The sequence below is a fragment of the Gemmatimonas aurantiaca genome (assembly GCF_037190085.1).
Lineage (GTDB): Bacteria > Gemmatimonadota > Gemmatimonadetes > Gemmatimonadales > Gemmatimonadaceae > Gemmatimonas > Gemmatimonas aurantiaca_A.
Genome location: NZ_JBBCJO010000005.1, coordinates 331920 through 348880, shown reverse-complemented (window position 1 = coordinate 348880; position 16961 = coordinate 331920). Strand labels below are relative to the sequence as shown.

The following is a 16961-nucleotide window of genomic DNA, read 5'->3' as shown; positions in this document are numbered from 1 at the left end:
CGTCCCCGACGTCGCAACTTTTATCCCGCGACCGCTCCTCTCGCCATCGCGAGAAAATTCATGAGCAGCGTCCGTCCGTGTTCCGTAAGGATCGACTCCGGATGAAACTGCACGCCCCACACCGGATGCGTGCGATGCTGGAGGGCGTGGATCTCGGTGGGATCGTCGGCGGCAACGGCGGTGACCAGCAGTTCGTCTGGCAGCGTCTCGCGCTTCACCACCAGCGAGTGATAACGCATCACGCCGAAGGGCGACGGTACGTTCTCGAACAATCCGGTGCCGTCGTGCACGATCTGCGACATCTTGCCGTGCATCACCCGCGAGGCGCGCACCACGTCACCGCCGTAGGCCTCGCCGATGGCCTGATGCCCGAGACACACACCCAGCAGTGGGATTTCGCCGCCGTATCGCCGGATCACGTCCACCGAGATGCCCGCTTCCCGCGGTGAACAGGGCCCGGGGGACACCACGATGGCGTCGGGGCGCATATCCCCCACCTGCTCCACCGTGAGCGCATCGTTGCGATGCACTTCGAGCTGTTCACCGAGCTCGCCGAAATACTGCACGAGGTTGTAGGTGAACGAATCGTAGTTGTCGATGACGAGCAGCATGACGGGGGCGATTGCGGTCGGAAATACGGGCGCAGCGGACGGTGTGCGTACTGAAAGATACTCGGGATTCCCGGGAAGAAGTCGATGGGAGTGCGAGAGAGTACGCCCCGGTGTTTCCGCATGATGGCCTGTCCTGCGCCGGCCCGACTTTGCTTCCCGTACTTCATGGCGTGACGGTGATTGGGAGGAAGCCTCGGGGAAAGGCATCGACCTCCGCGCGGATCGTTGTGCTTCCGGGCGCCACGCCCTGTATGACACCCGTCACGGAGTCCACCCGGGCGACCGCGGAGTCACTGCTCGCATATCGCCACACGTAAGAGACCGACCTGGTGCCTCCGCACGTGGTGGCTGACGCTCTGGCCGTGGTGGTCTCCCCCACGCGCAAGGTTTGTCGGCTGCTTTCGACCCGCACGGTGAGTTCTGTCGTGCATACGAAAATCCGGTCGTCACTGCAGGAGGCCAGCAGCACGAGAGATATGCACAGGGCGATAGCCAGTTGCGGTTTGAGCGCGTTAGCGACCATCAGATGCGATATCGGCATATACGTTCCGGATCGATCCATGCGCCGACTGGATCGGAGTTCAGGTCAGACGGGGCGACGCATCGTCCAGGCGGAGCCGGCCAGTCCTTCCAGGTGTGAGGGGTCGCGACACTGTTGTCGGGGCTTCATACAGCAGTACAACGGAATCATCAAAAGGGTCACTGAGTGGGATCCGGCCCGGCGTACGTTTTCAGCCCACAGCACAGGCGGTCGCAGGTGTGAAGGCGGCGATCTGATCAGTCTGACAAGCCGCACCACCTCGACTTGTGACCATCGTCTGTCGGCGCGAGTTTGATGGGACGGGATTCGCTCGATCCTACCAGGAGGCGTCATGTCTGAAGGCATCGCAGGCAGAGTGATGAGCATCGCCATGCTCGGCGCCCTCGTGGCGTTGAGTACCAAGCTCGCCCTGGCGCCATTCAATGGGGCGCCTGGCGCGGAGGACTGCGCCAAAGTCTACGCCAAAGCCCGCACACATGTCGATAGCATCGCCGTCGACTTCAAGTCCTATCGCGATGGGGATGTGACCCAGCGCTGCGGTTATGGAGCGTTGGACGCTCAGGCGCGCGCTGAAGTCCCCTAGGGAAAGGTGGTGCGACGCAGGGGCCGCTGTCAGGACCGCGGATGAAACTGCCGGTGCACACTGCGCAGATACTCACGATCCACATGCGTGTAGATCTGCGTGGTCGCGATATCGGCGTGACCCAGCATCTCCTGCACCGCCCGCAGGTCGGCCCCGCCTTCGAGGAGATGGGTGGCGAACGAATGACGCAGGGTGTGCGGAGAGACCTGCTTTTCGATGCCCGCCATCTCCACGTATTTGCGCAGGATCTTCCACGCGCCCATGCGGGTGAGCGGCACGCCGCGCCCGTTCAGAAACAGGATGCCCTTGCCCGCACCACGCTCCAGCACGGGCCGCAGCTCGCGCAGATACACGGCCACGGCGCCGATGGCATTGCGGCCGATCGGTACCAGACGCTCCTTGCTCCCCTTGCCCAGCACCCGCACCAGACTTTCCTCGAGCAGCACGTCCTTCACCTCGAGGCCGATCCACTCCGACACACGCAGCCCCGCCCCGTACGCGAGTTCGAGCATCGCACGATCACGGAACGCCAGACGTTCATCGAGTCCCGGGGCGGCGAGCAGACGCGTCACTTCGTCCACCGTGAGCACTTCGGGCAGTGTCCGCCACCGCTGCGGCGTATCCAGTCGCTCCGTGGGATCGACGGTCACCAATCCCTCGGCCACCATCACGCGGAACCATGTGCGCAACGCCGAGATGTTGCGACGAATGGAACTGCCGGCAAGCCCGAGATCTTTCAGGTGATAGACGAATTCCCGCAACGCGGCCGGTGTGATGTCCCGCGCCTGACCAATGCCCTGCGCCCGCATGTAGGCCGCGCAGCGGATCACGTCACGGCGATACGCTTCGACCGTGCGCGGCGACGCGCCTTCCTCGATCTGCAGTGCGTCTTCGAAGGCCTGGAGATGGAACCCGCGTCGCAGGGCGTGTTCCTGATTTTCCCTCTCCGCATTTTCCCTCTCCGCGGCGTCGGGTCCGTCAGACATTGTCGTGATCGCCACCCGGCGGCGTGTGCGTGGGGGCATGCGTCGTGGGCTGCCTCCGCGCGCGTTTCGCGCGTGCGCGCTGCCACCAGATGCCCGCGAACAGCGCGGCCAGCACGACGGCAACGAGACCGATGAGACGCTGCTGCCCCGAGATCTTCGTCAGCAGTGCATCGGCATTTTCTCCGGCGCGAAAGGCCAGCACGCAGACGAGACCGTACCACGCACCCGACGCGATGGTCATGGCGATGCCAGCCCGCAACGCGCCAATGCCCAGCGCGCCGGCCACCGGTGGCACCACGGCGCGCACCGCCGGCAGGAAGCGGCTGATGATCACGGCCAGCATGCCCTGCGTGGCAAATCGTTCCGCGAACCGTTCGCTGGCATCGGCCGGCAGCAGCGCGGGCACGCGCCGGGACAGCCATGGCAATCCGAACCGATGACCCACCCAGTACATGAACATCGCGCCGCCGATGTTGCCGAGCATCGTGGCGCCCCACACGCCGAGTGCCGTGCCGTTGCCGCGTGCGGCCACGAAGGCGCCGAGTGCGATCACCGTATCGGCCGGCAGTGGAGGAAAGACATTTTCGGCGAACGCCGCCAGCACAATCGCGCCGTAGAGCAGCGGATCGGGAAGCGTGGTCAGCCAGTCGAGCAGTTCACGCACGGACAACCGTGGCCGTGGCGATCACGCCGAGTCCTTCTTCCCGGCCGATCCACCCGAGTCCTTCGTTGGTCTTGCCTTTCACGAAGACATCGCCGGCGTCCACCTGCAGCACTGCCGCGAGACGCTCCCGCATGGCGCTGCGATGCGGTCCGATCCTGGGACGCTGGGTGATGACGGTGATATCGACATTGCCCACGCGCCATCCCGCGGCGTGCAGCCGCTCCACGGCTGCCGCGAGCATGACGACGGAATCCTTGCCCTTGTTGGCCGCGTCGGTGTCGGGAAACATCTCGCCGATGTCACCCAGTCCCGCGGCACCGAGAATGGCGTCGGTGACGGCATGACAGATGGCATCGCCGTCGGAGTGACCGGCACAGTGCCGGTCGGCCGGGATGTCGATACCCCCCAGTCGCATCGGTCCGCCTTCGCCGAAACGATGCGAATCGTACCCCACGCCCACACGCATACCGGTGGACATCGATACTCAGGCCGCAGCCGTGGATGCGGTGATGGGCGCGGCCGGTGCGACGCCCTCGCCCGTGAGCAGCGAGTAGTCCTGGCGCCGACGCGCGGGCGTGAAGCCGGCGTCGACGATGAGCCGATCGAGTTCGTCGATGGTCGTGCGATGCGTGGTGTTGGCCGCCGACACCACGTTCTCCTCGATCATCAGCGAACCGAAGTCGTTGCAGCCGAAGCGCAGCGCCAACTGCCCCACCTTCATGCCCATCGTCACCCAGCTCGACTGGAGATTGGGCACGTTGTCCAGCACGATGCGCGAGATGGCCACGGTGCGCAGATACGTGGTGGCGTCGGTCTTGGGCATGTGCGACATGGCCGGCGTGTTCTCCGGCTGCAGCGGCCAGGTGATGAACGCGGTGAAGCCGTTCGTACGCGCCTGCAGGTCGCGCACCCGCTGCAGATGCTCCAATCGTTCGGCCAGTGTCTCGCCGATGCCGTACATCATCGTGACCGAGGTCTTCATCCCCTCGTTGTGCGCGAGTTCCATGATCTCGAGCCAGCGATCGGCGCCGGCCTTCTTGGGCGCGGCGATGTCGCGCACCCGCTGCACCAGGATCTCGCCGCCGCCGCCGGGAATGGAGTCGAGCCCCGCGGCCTTGAGTTCGCGGATCACGTCGCGCGCATCCATGCGGAAACGTGTGGCGAAGAAATCCACTTCACTCGGCGAGAAGCCATGGATGTGGATGGGGTGATAGCGCTTGATGTAGCGCATCAGATCGAGATACCACTCGAACGGGATGTACGGATTGTGCCCACCCTGGATCAGGATCTGCACACCGCCCAGTGCCTTGGTCTCGTCGATCTTGGCGCCGATCTGCTCGTAGGAGAGCGTGTACCCTTCCCCATTTTTCGGCCGGCGATAGAACGCGCAGAAACCGCAATCCGCCACACAGACGTTCGTGTAGTTGATGTTGCGGTCGACGATGTACGTGACGATGCCGTGCGGATGTTTGGCCTCGCGGACGCGGTCCGCTTCGCCTCCCAGTTCGAGCAACGGCGCGTTCGTGTAGAAGTCGAGCAGGTCACGCATGGTGGCGACTCGTTTCGGGCGAAGAGACGATCAGGCGGCGGGCAGGAAGGCAAGCGTTCCATTGGGAACGCGGCCTGCCAACACCAGCCGACGGAAAAATTCGGTGAGCCCCGCGAGATGCGGGTACGACAGACGATAGTCGAGTCCGGCGAAATACTCGGTGCACGTGTCGAGCGGCACACCGCTGGTTTCCGCCGCCTGCTGGGCGAGGACATCGAGATGATCGAGTCCCCAATCGCGCGAGGCGATGAGCGACGCGTGCGCCGACAACGAGGCGTGCACCGGCGTGGTACGACGCGCCACCCACACGGCAAACACGAACGGCAGACCGGTCCACTGCTTCCATACCGCGCCGAGGTCTTCACGCCAGGGATACCGTTCGGCCCACGGACCGCCGCGTGCGCTTTCATCGAACAGCTTGAGCGCGGCGTCGCCGATCACCAGGCGCGCGTCGTGCGTTTCCTCTTCGAAGCGGGCGATGTCCGACAGCTCGGCATCGCCGGGCACGAATTCCGGGCGACACCGCCACACGTGTTCGAACAGCAGTTCGAGCAGCGCCACCGATGTCATGCTGCTGCGACTCACGACCACCCGACGTCCGCCGAGGTCCTGCGGCGCGCGCTTGCTGAACAGCATGACGCTGCGCACCGGACCGTCGCTGGTGATGCCGATCTCGGGCAGCAGCAGCAACTGCGTCGCATCGCGTGCGTACTCCACCGCCGAGACCACACTGACGTCGAGCTCACCGGCCGCCATCAGGCGATTGAGATCGGTGGGTACGCCGTTCACGAGCGTTCCCTCCAGCGGTACGATCCCCCGATCGATCGCCCCGTACACGGGATAGCAGTTGATGTAGCGGATGCGTCCGACGCGCAGCATGCCCCGCTCCCTCAGGATGCCACGGCGGTGAGATCGGCAGACACGCCATCCGGCGTGTCGCCTGCTTCACCCGCTTCGCCTGTTTCGCCGGTGTCGTCGGGACCGAACTCCCGCAGCACGTTGTAGAACGAGTCCCGCTCGGCGGGCACCTTCCCCGCCCCGCGAATGAGCTTGAGCAACTGCGGCAGCGTCATCCCCTGCGGCGTGTGCGCACCCACCGCGTGATAGATCTTCTCGCGCACCACGGTGCCTTCGATGTCGTTCACGCCGAAATGCAGCGCCAGCTGGGAGACGGCCGACGTCACCATGATCCAGTGCGACTTGATGTGCTCGAAGTTGTCGAGGAACAGCCGCCCCACGGCGAGATTGCGCAGGTCGTCGGCACCGGTGGTGGAGGTACCCTGCCGGCCGAGTGTCTTGCCCAGTTCGTTGTCGTCGGGATGATAGGCCAGCGGAATGTAGGCCAGGAATCCGCCCGTCTCGTCCTGCAGGTCGCGCAGCATGGCCAGATGCTCCATGCGATCCTCGATGGTCTCCACGTGACCGTAGAGCATCGTGCAGTTGGAGCGGATTCCCAGCTGGTGCGCGGTGCGGTGCACGTCGATGAAGTCGGTGCCGCCCAGCTTCTTCGACGCGATGACGTCCCGCACGGCCGCACTGAACGTTTCCGCGCCGCCACCGGGCAGCGTGTCGAGCCCTGCATCGCGCAACGCGGTGAGCACGTCGGCGCGACTCATCTTCTCGATGCGCGCGATGTGCGCGATCTCGACCGCCGTCAGCGCCTTGATGTGCACCTGCGGATGCCGCGCCTTGAGCGCGCGGAACATCGTCGTGTAGTACTCGAGCCCCGTCTGCATGTCGAGCCCGCCGACGATGTGGAACTCGCGCGTGATCGTGCCGTCGGCACGATCGGATTCGGCGAGCACCTGGTCGAGCGAGTACCGATACGCGCCTTCTTCCTTGGGCAGCCGTGCATACCCGCAGAAGGTGCACGTCGTGCGCAGGATGCAGACGTTGGTGGGATTGATGTGCTGGTTGGACGCGAACGTCACGCGGTCGCCGTGACGCGCCCGGTTGGCGGCATCGGCCATCGCACCGACCCCCAGCAGATCGGGCGACCGGAAGAGCGTGATCCCGTCGGCAACGGAGAGGCGCTCCCCGGCGATCAGCTTTTCGCCGATCGGAAGGAGCGCCGGATCACGCAATCGGGACAGATCGAACGGCACAGCAAGCGGCATCAGGACGTACCCGGACGTTGGCGCGGCGGACAGGCCGCGCGTCACCTCGTTTCACGTCCCGACGACCCTATTCGGTCCACCGTCGGAGCGCGATCGAGACGTTGTGACCACCGAACCCGGAGCTGTTGGAGATCGCGACGTTCACCGGACGGGCCTTGGGCACGTTCGGGGTGATGTCGAGATCGCACTCGGGATCGGGAGTCGCGTGATTGATGGTGGGTGGGATCATGCCGTCGCGAATGGCAAGCGCACAGGCGATGAATTCCACGCCACCCGCGGCGCCGAGCATGTGCCCGGTGGCCGACTTGGTGGAGCTGACCGACAACTTCCACGCATGGTCGCCGAAGACCGTCTTGATCGCCTTGATCTCGTTGGGATCGTTGAGCGGTGTGGACGTGCCGTGCGCGTTCACGTAATCGACATCGGTGAGCGCGATGCCGGCATCCTTGATGGCCTTGCGCATGGCGCGCTGCAGCCCTTCGTGCGCGTCCGGCTGGCCGGTGAGATGATACGCATCGCCGGTGGCACCGTAGCCCACCACTTCGCCGTAGATGCGCGCGCCGCGGCGACGGGCGTGCTCGAGTTCCTCGAGCACGACCACACCGGCGCCTTCACCGAGCACGAAACCATCGCGCGTGGCATCGAACGGCCGCGACGCGGTGGCCGGTGAATCGTTGCGCTCCGAGAGCGCCGTCATGTTCGCGAAGCCACCGATGGCCATCGGCAACACCGAGGCTTCGGAACCGCCGGCAATCATGACATCCGCGTCGCCATAGGCGATGGTGCGGAAGGCCTCGCCCACCGCATGCGCACTCGTGGAGCACGCGGAGACGGTGGCGAAGTTGGGACCCTTGGCGCCGAAACGCATGGACACCACACCGGCGGCGATATCGGCGATGTACATGGGCACGAAGAAGGGCGAGATGCGCCTGTTGCCCGACGTCATCAGCACCGTGTGCTGCTCTTCCATCGTGGCCAGGCCACCGATACCGCTGCCGATGATGACGCCGCAGTCCTCGGGCACGAAGCCCCCTTCGGACAACCCGGCGTCCTGCATCGCCTGCACCGACGCCGCCATGGCGTACTGCGTGTACAGGTCCGCCCGCTTGGCTTCCTTGCGGTCCATGTATGGTGACACATCGAAGCCCTTCACTTCACAGGCGAACTGCACCTTGAAGGTGCTGGCATCGAACTTCGTGATCGGTGCCCCGCCGGACACCCCTGCCAGCAGCGACTGCCAAGTCGTCGCCACGTCGTTTCCGACGGGCGTGACCGCCCCGAGCCCCGTGACGACGACCCGCCGCCGCATCAGCCGCCGACCTTCGCCTCGAGATAGGCGACCGCGTCACCCACCGTGCGGAGCTTCTCGGCGTCCTCGTCGGGGATGTCGATGTTGAACTCCTTCTCGAACTCCATGACCAGCTCGACGATGTCGAGCGAGTCGGCACCGAGGTCCTCGATGAAGCTCGCTTCGGGGGTCAGCTTCTCGCGCTCCACGCCGAGTTCCTTCTCGATGATGTCCTTGATCTTCGACGCGTGATCCGCCATGGGAGGTGTTCCTCTGGAGTTGTTTGAGAGTGAGAAAGGGGAAGTTAGCCGGTGTGCTGCACCACAGGGAGGGTCCGGCCGGAGCACCCCGAAGGGAGAATTCCCGGCTGCGGAACCCGACCCGACGCGAGCGTCACATTGCCAGGCCGCCGTCCACCACAAAGACCTGACCGGTCACATAGTTGGTCAGATCGGATGCGAGCACCAGTACGATGCCCGCCACATCGTCCGGCGTGCCCAGTCGCTCGAGCGGAATGTCCGCGCTGAGCGAGGCCCGGGCCTCCGGTGTCATCGCCGCCGTCATGTCCGTTTCGATGAAGCCCGGCGCCACGACGTTGGCCAGGATGTTCCGCGACGCGAGTTCCCGGGCGATGGACTTGGTCATGCCGATCAGTCCCGCCTTGCTCGCGGCGTAGTTCACCTGCCCCTTGTTGCCCATGATGCCCACCACGCTGGCCATGTTGATGATGCGGCCCCAGCGGCGCTTCATCATGCCGCGCGTGGCGGCCCGGCAGGTGGCGAAGGCGCCGCGCAGATTCGCATCGATGACCGCATCCCAGTCTTCGTCCTTGATGCGCATCATCAGGTTGTCGCGCGTGAGCCCGGCATTGTTCACGAGAATGTCGAGCTGTCCAAAATCCTTCTCGACCGCTTCGACGAGCGCCGTGGCCTGCGCGGTGTCGGACACATCGGCGGCATACCCCCGCGCTTCGACACCGGTGGCTTCGCTGATCTGACGCGCCACTTCGGCCGCGCGCGCGGCATCGCGTCCGGTGATGGCCACCCGGGCGCCGGCCCGGGCCAGGGTCTCTGCGATCGCGAGACCGATGCTGCGCGTCGAACCCGTCACGAGCGCAACGCGTCCCGTCAGATCGATCCGCGCGCCCTGTGCAGTCGTGGAAGCGGTCGTGGATGTGGTCGAGGATGTCGTCATCATCAGGCTCCCTGAGCGAGTTCGAGCAGCTTCTCCACCTCGGCCACCGTGCCGCAGGCCATCGTCTTCACCGACGGCGCGATACGGCGCGCCAGCCCCGTCAGCACCGCGCCGGCACCGATCTCCACGAACGTGGCGTCGGGATGGCGCTCGGCGAGCGTGTGCATCACGCGCGTCCACCGCACGGGCGCGGTGAGCTGCTGCACGAGCAGCGCGCGCGCGGTGGCGGCATCGGTGATGGCCTCGGCATTCACATTGGCCACGACGGGTACGCGTGGGTCCTGCCAGGTTTCGGCATCGAGCGCGGCGGCCAGGCCACTCGCGGCGGGAGCCATCAGCGGCGAATGAAACGCGCCGCTCACCGGCAACGGCAGGCAGCGCTTCGCACCGGCCTCCCGGGCCAGTTCCATGGCGCGCTCCACGCCCGCCACTTCACCCGAGATGACCACCTGCTCTTCGCTGTTGTAGTTGGCCGGCACGACGAGTCCGCGCTCCGCGGTGGCCTGCGCACACAGCTCGTCGATGCTCGCCGTGAGTACGCCGAGGATGGCGGCCATGGCACCAGGTCGTGCGATGCCCTGCTCGTACATCAGCGTGCCGCGCTGCCGCACGATACGCGCGGCGCCCGACACGTCGAGCGCGCCGGCGACATGATACGCGGAGAACTCACCCAGCGAATGACCGGCCGCGGCCCGCAGCCGATCGCCGATGGCGTCCTTCACGACGCTCCACACGGCGGCACTGTGCGCGAGCAGCGCGGGCTGCGCATTCAGCGTGCGGGTGAGCTCATCGGCGGGGCCTTCGAAGGCCAGCGTGGACAGCGCACTGCCCACCGCATCGTCCACGGCATGAAAGATCTCGCGGGCCGTGGGGAACGCGTCGTAGAGATCCTTGCCCATGCCCACTTTCTGCGATCCCTGCCCCGGCAGCAGCAGGACGAATTCCGTAGCCATCGTCAGAACACCCGCGTGCAACGGTGAAGCGAATGAAGAGGCATCAGCAAGACCCGATGCGTCAGAAACGGACGACCAGCGAACCCCACGTGAAGCCGGCCCCGAAGGCGGCGAACAGCACCGTCATGCCTTCCTTCACCCGTCCCTGTTCGACGGCATCGTTCAGCGCGATCGGAATGGAGGCCGCAGAGGTGTTGCCGAAGCGGTCGACATTGACGAACACCTTGTCCATCGAGATGCCGGCGTGTTTCGCCGTGGCTTCGATGATGCGCACGTTGGCCTGGTGCGGAATGAGCAGATCCACATCGGCGGCGGTGAGACGCGCGGCGTCGAGCGCCCGATCGGTGGCTTCGGCCATCGAGCGCACGGCGTGTTTGAACACTTCGCGTCCCGACATGTGCACATAGTGCTTCCGCTGCGCGAAGGTCTCGGGCGAGAACGGGGTCACGCCACCGCCGGCCGGACGCCAGAGCAGTTCGGCCAGTGCGCCGTCGGAACGCATGAAGCTCGAAAGCACGCCACGCTGCTGCGCCTTCTCGGTACGACGCATCACGGTCGCGCCCGCACCATCGCCGAACACGATGCAGGTGTTGCGGTCGGTCCAGTCGACGATCCCGCTCAACCGCTCGGCGCCGATCACGAGCACCGTATCGGCGGTGCCATGGGCGATGAGCGATTCGGCCACGATCGTGCTGTACAACCATCCCGAGCAGGCGGCCGACAGATCGAACGCGGCCGCGCGGGCGCAACCCAGCGCCGTCTGCACTTCCACGGCCGTAGCCGGCAGCAGATGGTCGGGCGAGGCCGTGCCGAGGATGATGATGTCGATCTCACCCGGCTGCACACCCGCGCGGGCCATGGCCTGACGGGCGGCTTCGGCAGCGATCGACGTGAGCGACTCACCCTCTCCCGCGATGCGTCGTTCCCGGATGCCGGTGCGCTCGATGATCCATTCGTCGCTGGTGTCGACGCCCATGGCCGCGATGTCGGCATTGGTGACGACACGACGCGGCACGGCATGTCCCGTCCCGGCGATATACGCGATGGGGCGCTTCACTTGGCCGGACCCGTGACGGGTGCGGCCGGCGCCGCAGGCGCCTCGGGAACGGATTCGGCGAGGCGGCGACCGATCTCGTCGGTCATACCCGACTCCCACGCACGCACGGCGACGGAGATGGCATTCTTGATGGCCTTCGGTGAGCTCTTGCCGTGCGAGATCACGGAGACGCCGCGCACACCCAGCAGCGGGGATCCTCCGTACTCGTCGACATCGAACTGTTTGAGGGAACCCATGACCTGCCGCGGATCGAGCTGCCCCACCTTCGAGACCATGCCGATCAGGAAGGGGCCGATGCTCTCGTAGAACTTGAGCAGGATATTGCCGGTGAATCCATCACACACCACGACATCGATGAGCCCCCGGTCGCAGGCTCCCTTGGGCAGATCCCGACCTTCGACATTGCCGAGGAAATTGAGACCGGCGCCGAGCAGCCGCTGGTGGGCTTCCTTGACGGCGAGATTGCCCTTCTCGGCTTCCTCACCGATGGAGAGGAGACCGATGGCCGGGTTGTCACGACCGAGCAGCGCTTTGGCGTAGACGGTACCGATGCGCGCGAACTGGACGAGCTCCTCGGGGGCGCAGTCGACATTGGCGCCGACGTCGAGCACGAGGACCGGCTGTTTGGCCGACGGGAAGATGGCGCCGATGGCGGGGCGCGTGATGCCGGCGTGCAGCCGGAGCACCATCAGCGAGATGGCCATCTGGGCGCCGGTGCTGCCGGCGGACACGAAGCCCTGGGCCTCGCCTTCGGCGACGCGTTTGACGCCGACGACCATGGAGCTGTTGGGCTTCCGGCGCAGGGCCGCGGCGGGCTTGTCCGACATCTCGATGACATCGGGAGCCTCGACGATCGTGATGCGATCGCGGACGTGCGCCAGCTCGGCGAGCTCGCCACGCAGGAGGGCGTCGAGCTCGGATTCGATGACGGCCGTCTGGCCGATCAGTTCAATCTGGTGGTGCGGGGGCAGCGCTCCGAGCGCAAGGAGCGCACCCGCGATGGGGGCCCGGGGAGCGAAGTCGCCCCCCATGGCATCCACGGCGATGCGCGCCAAGCTTACGCTTCCTGCGCTTCTACCCGCTGCTCACCCGCGTAGTAGCCGCACTCGCCACACACACGGTGCGGACGCTTCGGGGCGCTACACTGCGGGCACGACTGGATCACGATAGCGGGCGCGGTCTTGTGCGTGTTGCGGGCGCGCTTCCGCCGCTTGGAGGTGCGGCGCTTCGGTACGGCCATGGGACTCTGACCTGAACGTTCGAGACGAAAAAGGCCGTCAGGAATCGGCACTGCGCGCTACGCGCAGACCATCCCAACGGGGATCCGAGGGTGGCGGACAACTGCACGCCTCCCGGTTGCGATCGGCACCACACGACGGGCAAAGCCCCCGACAATCCTCCCGGCAGAGCGCAAACGACGGAGCGGCCAGCAGCCACTCCTCGCGCACCGCCGGACGGAGATCGAGTTCCCGCTCGCCGGCTGGAATCAACACGACATCATCCTCGTCCGCCTCGTCGACATCCGACTCGGCAAACAGCAGATGCACATCGTCCGACACCGGCACGGTGACCTCGGTCAGGCAACGCCTGCACGCGGTCACGGCTGCACCCTCGAACCGGCCACTGAAATAAAAGCGACCGGCTCCCGCACCCGACAGGCGGCCGACGACATGCACTCCCGGTTCGACCGGACGGGCATCGTCCTCCTGCCACACCGGATCCGCGGCCGCGAGCATCCCATCGACACTCTCGGCGTGCGTTTCCAGACTACGGATGTCAAAGTACAGCATAGCCGTTAAAAATAGAGCGACCGATACCCTCACACAAGGGCGCCGGCACCTCAGCCGATCGTGTCCGCTTCCGCGAAGAAGAACCGGGCTTCCCGCTCTGCGTTCTCGTCGGAGTCCGACGCGTGGATCGCGTTCCGGCCCTTCGATTCCGCGTACAGCTTGCGCACCGTGCCCTCGGCCGCTTCGGCCGGATCGGTCGCCCCGATCACCGTGCGCAGCGTGGCCACCGCGTCGTCGCGCTCGAGCACGAGCGGCATGCACGGACCACTGGTCATGAACTCGACCAGTTCGGGGTAGAAACCGCGCTCCTTGTGCACGGCGTAGAACTCCCCGGCCTGCGCCTGGGTCAGGTGCAGCACGCGGGCCGCCCGGACCACGAAGCCCGCCTGCTCGAGCAACGCAATGATGAGTCCCGCCTTGCCACTGCCGAATGCATCCGGCTTCACGATGGTAAGTGTCTTCCGACCTGCCATGGTCACGTTCCGATCAATTTGCGAACGATGTCTCCGCGGGTCAGGAAGCCGACCAGTCGGTCGTTCTTCACCACGGGCACACGATCGACGTCCTTGTTGAGCATGAGCGACGCCACTTCGGCCAGCGGCTGGTCGGGAGCGACACACAACACCTGACGGGTCATGAGATCGGCCACCGTGCGCCGCGCCGTTGCTGGCGGCTGGGGACCTGCGACGCCCCCGGCGCGCGGAAGATAACGGCTCATGAGGTCCCGCAGCAGCTCCCGCTCGCTCAGCATGCCCACGACCCGGTTGTCGCCATCCACCACCGGTAACCCGCCCAGCCCCGATCGTACCATTTCCAGCACCGCGCTCTTGAGCGGCGCCTCCGGGCCCACCGTACGCGGCTGGGTGGTCATCATCTCCCGCACGGTGAGCTGGGCCGGCAGCTCGGTGCCGGTCAGGAACGGCAGACTCAGCACCGCACCCGGTGTCTCCGCCGCCAGCAGTGCTTCGACATGCGCCGGCTTGGACAGCGTCCGGGCGAAGGCGCCCACGACCTGGAGATGCCGGGCGGCCTGCCGGGGCGGCGAGCAGACGAGAATGACCACACGCGCGCACTGGGTTTCGTCGTCGTCGAGGATGCGGCACACCGGCTTCACCGAGCGGCCCAAGGCCACCACCAGATCCTTCACCGCCTCGGTGCGGTAGTGCATGACGAACGCCCGGTCGGCCAGCCCGACCACGTCCTCCGGACGCGCCTCCTCGATACGCTCGTGGAGCAGCTCGAGATTGGAGAGGCTGCCCGAATCGACGAAGCCTTCCGCCAGTTCGTACGCGGCATCGGCGAGCGTCAGCGCCGCCATCGGCACGCGAAGGCGCGCGGCGGACAGGAGATCGGCGAGACGCGACGGCATTGTGCAGTATGGGGGAAAAGCGGAACGGGGTACAGGGGCCGAGTGGCCGCTGTACCCCGCGCCGTATTGGTGGTGCCTGTTCGAGGTGCCTGTGGAGCTTCCGGGCGCCGGGATCAGCGCCCAGTCGCCCGGTCAGGCCAGACGCGCCTGGATCAGTTCCACGAAGTCCACCGGACGCTGGGCGACGCCCATGCCGGCGGCCTTGAACGACTCGATCTTCTCGGCGGCCGTACCGGCCGAACCCGAGATGATCGCGCCGGCGTGACCCATGCGACGTCCCGGCGGAGCCGTCTGACCGGCGATGAAGCCCACGACCGGCTTGGTCATGTTCTCCTTGATGAACGTGGCGGCTTCCTGTTCGTCGGTGCCGCCGATTTCGCCCATCATGGCCACGGCCTTGGTGTTCGGATCGGCTTCGAACGCCGCGAGGCAGTCGATGAAGTTGGTGCCGTTGATCGGGTCACCACCGATGCCGACGCACGTGCTCTGACCGATGCCGGCCTTGGTGAGCGCGTTGACGACTTCGTACGTGAGCGTACCCGAGCGGCTCACGACACCGACCGGACCCGGCGCGCAGATGCGGCCCGGGATGATGCCGACCTTGCTCTCGCCCGGCGTGATGAGACCCGGGCAGTTGGGGCCGATGAGGCGGGCGCCGTACTCCTTCACGTACGGGTACACCTTGGTCATGTCGAGGACGGGCACGCCTTCGGTGATGCAGACGATGAGCTGCACGCCCGCTGCCGCGGCTTCCATGATGGCGTCGGCGGCGTACATGGGCGGTACGTAGATGACCGACGTGTTGGCGCCCGTGGCCTGCACCGCGTCGTACACGGTATCGAAGATGGGGGCGGTGCCTTCGAACGTCTGACCGCCTTTGCCCGGCGTCACACCGGCCACGACCTTCGTGCCGTACTCGATCATCTGCTTGGCATGGAACGAGCCGTCGCGGCCCGTGATGCCCTGCACCACCAGCTTGGTGCCGTTGTCGATGAAGATGCTCACGCCGCACCTCCCTTGGTGGCGAGTTCGACGGCGCGCTGCACGGCCGCATCCATGTCGTTCGAGGCGGAGAAGCCGTTCTCCTGCAGGATCTTCACGGCGATCTCCTCGTTGGTGCCGGTGAGACGGATGACGATGGGCACCTTGAGCGGATTCGCCTTCGTCGCCGTGACGATGCCATTGGCCACGTCATCGGTGCGCGTGATGCCGCCGAAGATGTTGAACAGAATACACTTCACGTTCGGATCGGCGGTGATGATGCGGAGTGCATTCACGACCTTTTCCGGATTCGACGAGCCGCCGATGTCGAGGAAGTTGGCCGGATCGCCGCCGTAGTACTTCACGAGGTCCATCGTGGCCATGGCGAGACCGGCGCCGTTCACCACGCAGCCCACGTTGCCATCGAGCTTGATGAACGTGAGGTTGGCGTTGCGCGCGTCCACTTCGCTGGGCGCTTCGCTCGATTCGTCGCGCAGCGCGGCGATCTCGGGACGGCGATCGAGTTCGTTGTCGTCGATGACCATCTTGCCGTCGACGGCGATGAGCTCACCCTGCGGCGTCATCACGAGCGGATTGATTTCCGCCAGCGAGCAACCGGCGTTCATGAACGCCGTGTAGAGCTGCTGCATGATCTTCGCGGCCTGACGCGCGAGCTTGACGTCCTTGTACAGGAAGAAGCCCATGCGCATGGCTTCGAACGGCAGCAGGCCGTAGCGCGTGTCCACCGGGTGGTAGAGGATCTTCTCCGGCGTGGTGGCCGCGACTTCCTCGATGTCGATGCCGCCCGCGGCGGACACCATGAACACCGGCTTCTTCGTCGCGCGATCGACGATGATGCCCACATAGGCTTCCGAGCCGATGTCGGCGGCGACCGTGACGAGGACCTTCTCGACGATGAGATCCTTGATGGTCATGCCGAGGATGGCCGTGGCCTTTTCCTTCGCCGCTTCCGGCGTCGGGCAGAACTTCACGCCACCGGCCTTGCCGCGACCGCCGGCATGGACCTGGGCCTTCACCATCACGGCGGTGCCATACTTTTTGGCAATGGCCTCCGCCTGCTCCGGCGTCGTGGCGACTTCACCGGGCGGAATCGGCACACCGGCCGCCCGCAACAGCTCCTTCGCCTGATACTCGTGTAGGTTCACGCGCTCTCCAAGATCGGGGAATGTGGTCGGTTCAATGCTAGAGGGTCGGGGCCGTTCACAGCAACCGCCTGTGTCCGGATCCGTTCCCTGCGGGCGGGTCGCCGGAACCGGC

20 protein-coding genes are annotated in these 16961 nt (G+C 65.9%); 1 reads left to right on the top strand and 19 read right to left on the bottom strand.

Going from position 1 to position 16961, the window contains the following annotated elements:
* Positions 1 to 20: 20 nt before the first annotated feature.
* Positions 21 to 611 carry an aminodeoxychorismate/anthranilate synthase component II gene (locus WG208_RS07300; RefSeq protein ID WP_337170679.1) on the bottom strand — a complete coding sequence of 197 codons (591 nt, stop codon included), beginning with the start codon at positions 609 to 611 and terminating at the stop codon, positions 21 to 23.
* A gap of 899 nt (positions 612 to 1510) precedes the next feature.
* Here WG208_RS07300 and WG208_RS07295 point away from each other — a divergent pair.
* Positions 1511 to 1735 carry a hypothetical protein gene (locus WG208_RS07295; protein ID WP_337170678.1) on the top strand — a complete coding sequence of 75 codons (225 nt, stop codon included), beginning with the start codon at positions 1511 to 1513 and terminating at the stop codon, positions 1733 to 1735.
* Between the two features lie 29 nt (positions 1736 to 1764).
* Here WG208_RS07295 and xerD read toward each other — a convergent pair whose 3' ends face one another.
* The 18 genes from xerD to sucC form a co-directional block, all read right to left on the bottom strand.
* A complete protein-coding gene (gene xerD / locus WG208_RS07290; RefSeq protein ID WP_337170677.1) occupies positions 1765 to 2721 on the bottom strand; it encodes a site-specific tyrosine recombinase XerD in 957 nt (318 codons plus the stop codon).
* A complete protein-coding gene (locus tag WG208_RS07285; RefSeq protein WP_337170676.1) occupies positions 2714 to 3385 on the bottom strand; it encodes a DedA family protein in 672 nt (223 codons plus the stop codon). Before WG208_RS07285 ends, xerD begins: the two co-directional genes overlap by 8 nt.
* Complete coding sequence (ispF, locus tag WG208_RS07280; protein WP_337170675.1) at positions 3378 to 3863, bottom strand: 2-C-methyl-D-erythritol 2,4-cyclodiphosphate synthase; 486 nt, start codon at positions 3861 to 3863, stop codon at positions 3378 to 3380. Before ispF ends, WG208_RS07285 begins: the two co-directional genes overlap by 8 nt.
* A 6-nt stretch (positions 3864 to 3869) precedes the next feature.
* Positions 3870 to 4934 (bottom strand): cyclic dehypoxanthinyl futalosine synthase, encoded by a 1065-nt coding sequence (gene mqnC / locus WG208_RS07275; RefSeq protein WP_337170674.1) that lies wholly within the window; start codon positions 4932 to 4934, stop codon positions 3870 to 3872.
* Between the two features lie 30 nt (positions 4935 to 4964).
* The gene (locus tag WG208_RS07270) at positions 4965 to 5813 is read right to left on the bottom strand and encodes a menaquinone biosynthesis protein (protein ID WP_337170673.1); all 849 of its coding nucleotides are present in this window, start codon (positions 5811 to 5813) and stop codon (positions 4965 to 4967) included.
* An 11-nt stretch (positions 5814 to 5824) separates the two neighbouring features.
* Positions 5825 to 7051, bottom strand: a complete 1227-nt coding sequence (locus tag WG208_RS07265) for a CofH family radical SAM protein (RefSeq protein WP_337170672.1) — start codon at positions 7049 to 7051, stop codon at positions 5825 to 5827.
* Between the two features lie 67 nt (positions 7052 to 7118).
* Entirely contained in the window at positions 7119 to 8360 is a 1242-nt protein-coding gene (gene fabF, locus WG208_RS07260) for a beta-ketoacyl-ACP synthase II (protein ID WP_337170671.1), read from the bottom strand.
* Positions 8360 to 8599 carry an acyl carrier protein gene (locus tag WG208_RS07255; RefSeq protein ID WP_012683125.1) on the bottom strand — a complete coding sequence of 80 codons (240 nt, stop codon included), beginning with the start codon at positions 8597 to 8599 and terminating at the stop codon, positions 8360 to 8362. The genes fabF and WG208_RS07255 overlap by 1 nt, the downstream gene beginning before the upstream one ends.
* 133 nt (positions 8600 to 8732) lie before the next feature.
* Positions 8733 to 9533 (bottom strand): 3-oxoacyl-[acyl-carrier-protein] reductase, encoded by an 801-nt coding sequence (gene fabG, locus WG208_RS07250; protein WP_337170670.1) that lies wholly within the window; start codon positions 9531 to 9533, stop codon positions 8733 to 8735.
* A gap of 2 nt (positions 9534 to 9535) precedes the next feature.
* Positions 9536 to 10486, bottom strand: a complete 951-nt coding sequence (gene fabD / locus WG208_RS07245) for an ACP S-malonyltransferase (RefSeq protein WP_337170669.1) — start codon at positions 10484 to 10486, stop codon at positions 9536 to 9538.
* A gap of 61 nt (positions 10487 to 10547) precedes the next feature.
* Positions 10548 to 11543, bottom strand: a complete 996-nt coding sequence (locus WG208_RS07240; protein WP_337170668.1) for a beta-ketoacyl-ACP synthase III — start codon at positions 11541 to 11543, stop codon at positions 10548 to 10550.
* Positions 11540 to 12598, bottom strand: coding sequence for a phosphate acyltransferase PlsX (gene plsX / locus WG208_RS07235; protein ID WP_337170667.1), 1059 nt, complete (start codon positions 12596 to 12598; stop codon positions 11540 to 11542). The genes WG208_RS07240 and plsX overlap by 4 nt, the downstream gene beginning before the upstream one ends.
* A 2-nt stretch (positions 12599 to 12600) precedes the next feature.
* Complete coding sequence (rpmF, locus tag WG208_RS07230) at positions 12601 to 12783, bottom strand: 50S ribosomal protein L32 (protein ID WP_337171253.1); 183 nt, start codon at positions 12781 to 12783, stop codon at positions 12601 to 12603.
* A 37-nt stretch (positions 12784 to 12820) separates the two neighbouring features.
* Positions 12821 to 13279: a DUF177 domain-containing protein gene (locus WG208_RS07225; protein WP_337170666.1), complete on the bottom strand. Its 459-nt coding sequence runs from the start codon at positions 13277 to 13279 to the stop codon at positions 12821 to 12823.
* 104 nt (positions 13280 to 13383) lie between these two features.
* Positions 13384 to 13806 carry a nucleoside-diphosphate kinase gene (gene ndk, locus WG208_RS07220; protein ID WP_337170665.1) on the bottom strand — a complete coding sequence of 141 codons (423 nt, stop codon included), beginning with the start codon at positions 13804 to 13806 and terminating at the stop codon, positions 13384 to 13386.
* Positions 13807 to 13808: 2 nt separating this feature from the next.
* Positions 13809 to 14702, bottom strand: a complete 894-nt coding sequence (locus WG208_RS07215) for a CBS domain-containing protein (protein ID WP_337170664.1) — start codon at positions 14700 to 14702, stop codon at positions 13809 to 13811.
* A gap of 132 nt (positions 14703 to 14834) precedes the next feature.
* A complete protein-coding gene (gene sucD / locus WG208_RS07210; protein ID WP_337170663.1) occupies positions 14835 to 15707 on the bottom strand; it encodes a succinate--CoA ligase subunit alpha in 873 nt (290 codons plus the stop codon).
* Positions 15704 to 16849, bottom strand: a complete 1146-nt coding sequence (gene sucC / locus WG208_RS07205) for an ADP-forming succinate--CoA ligase subunit beta (protein WP_337170662.1) — start codon at positions 16847 to 16849, stop codon at positions 15704 to 15706. Before sucC ends, sucD begins: the two co-directional genes overlap by 4 nt.
* Positions 16850 to 16961 lie beyond the last annotated feature (112 nt).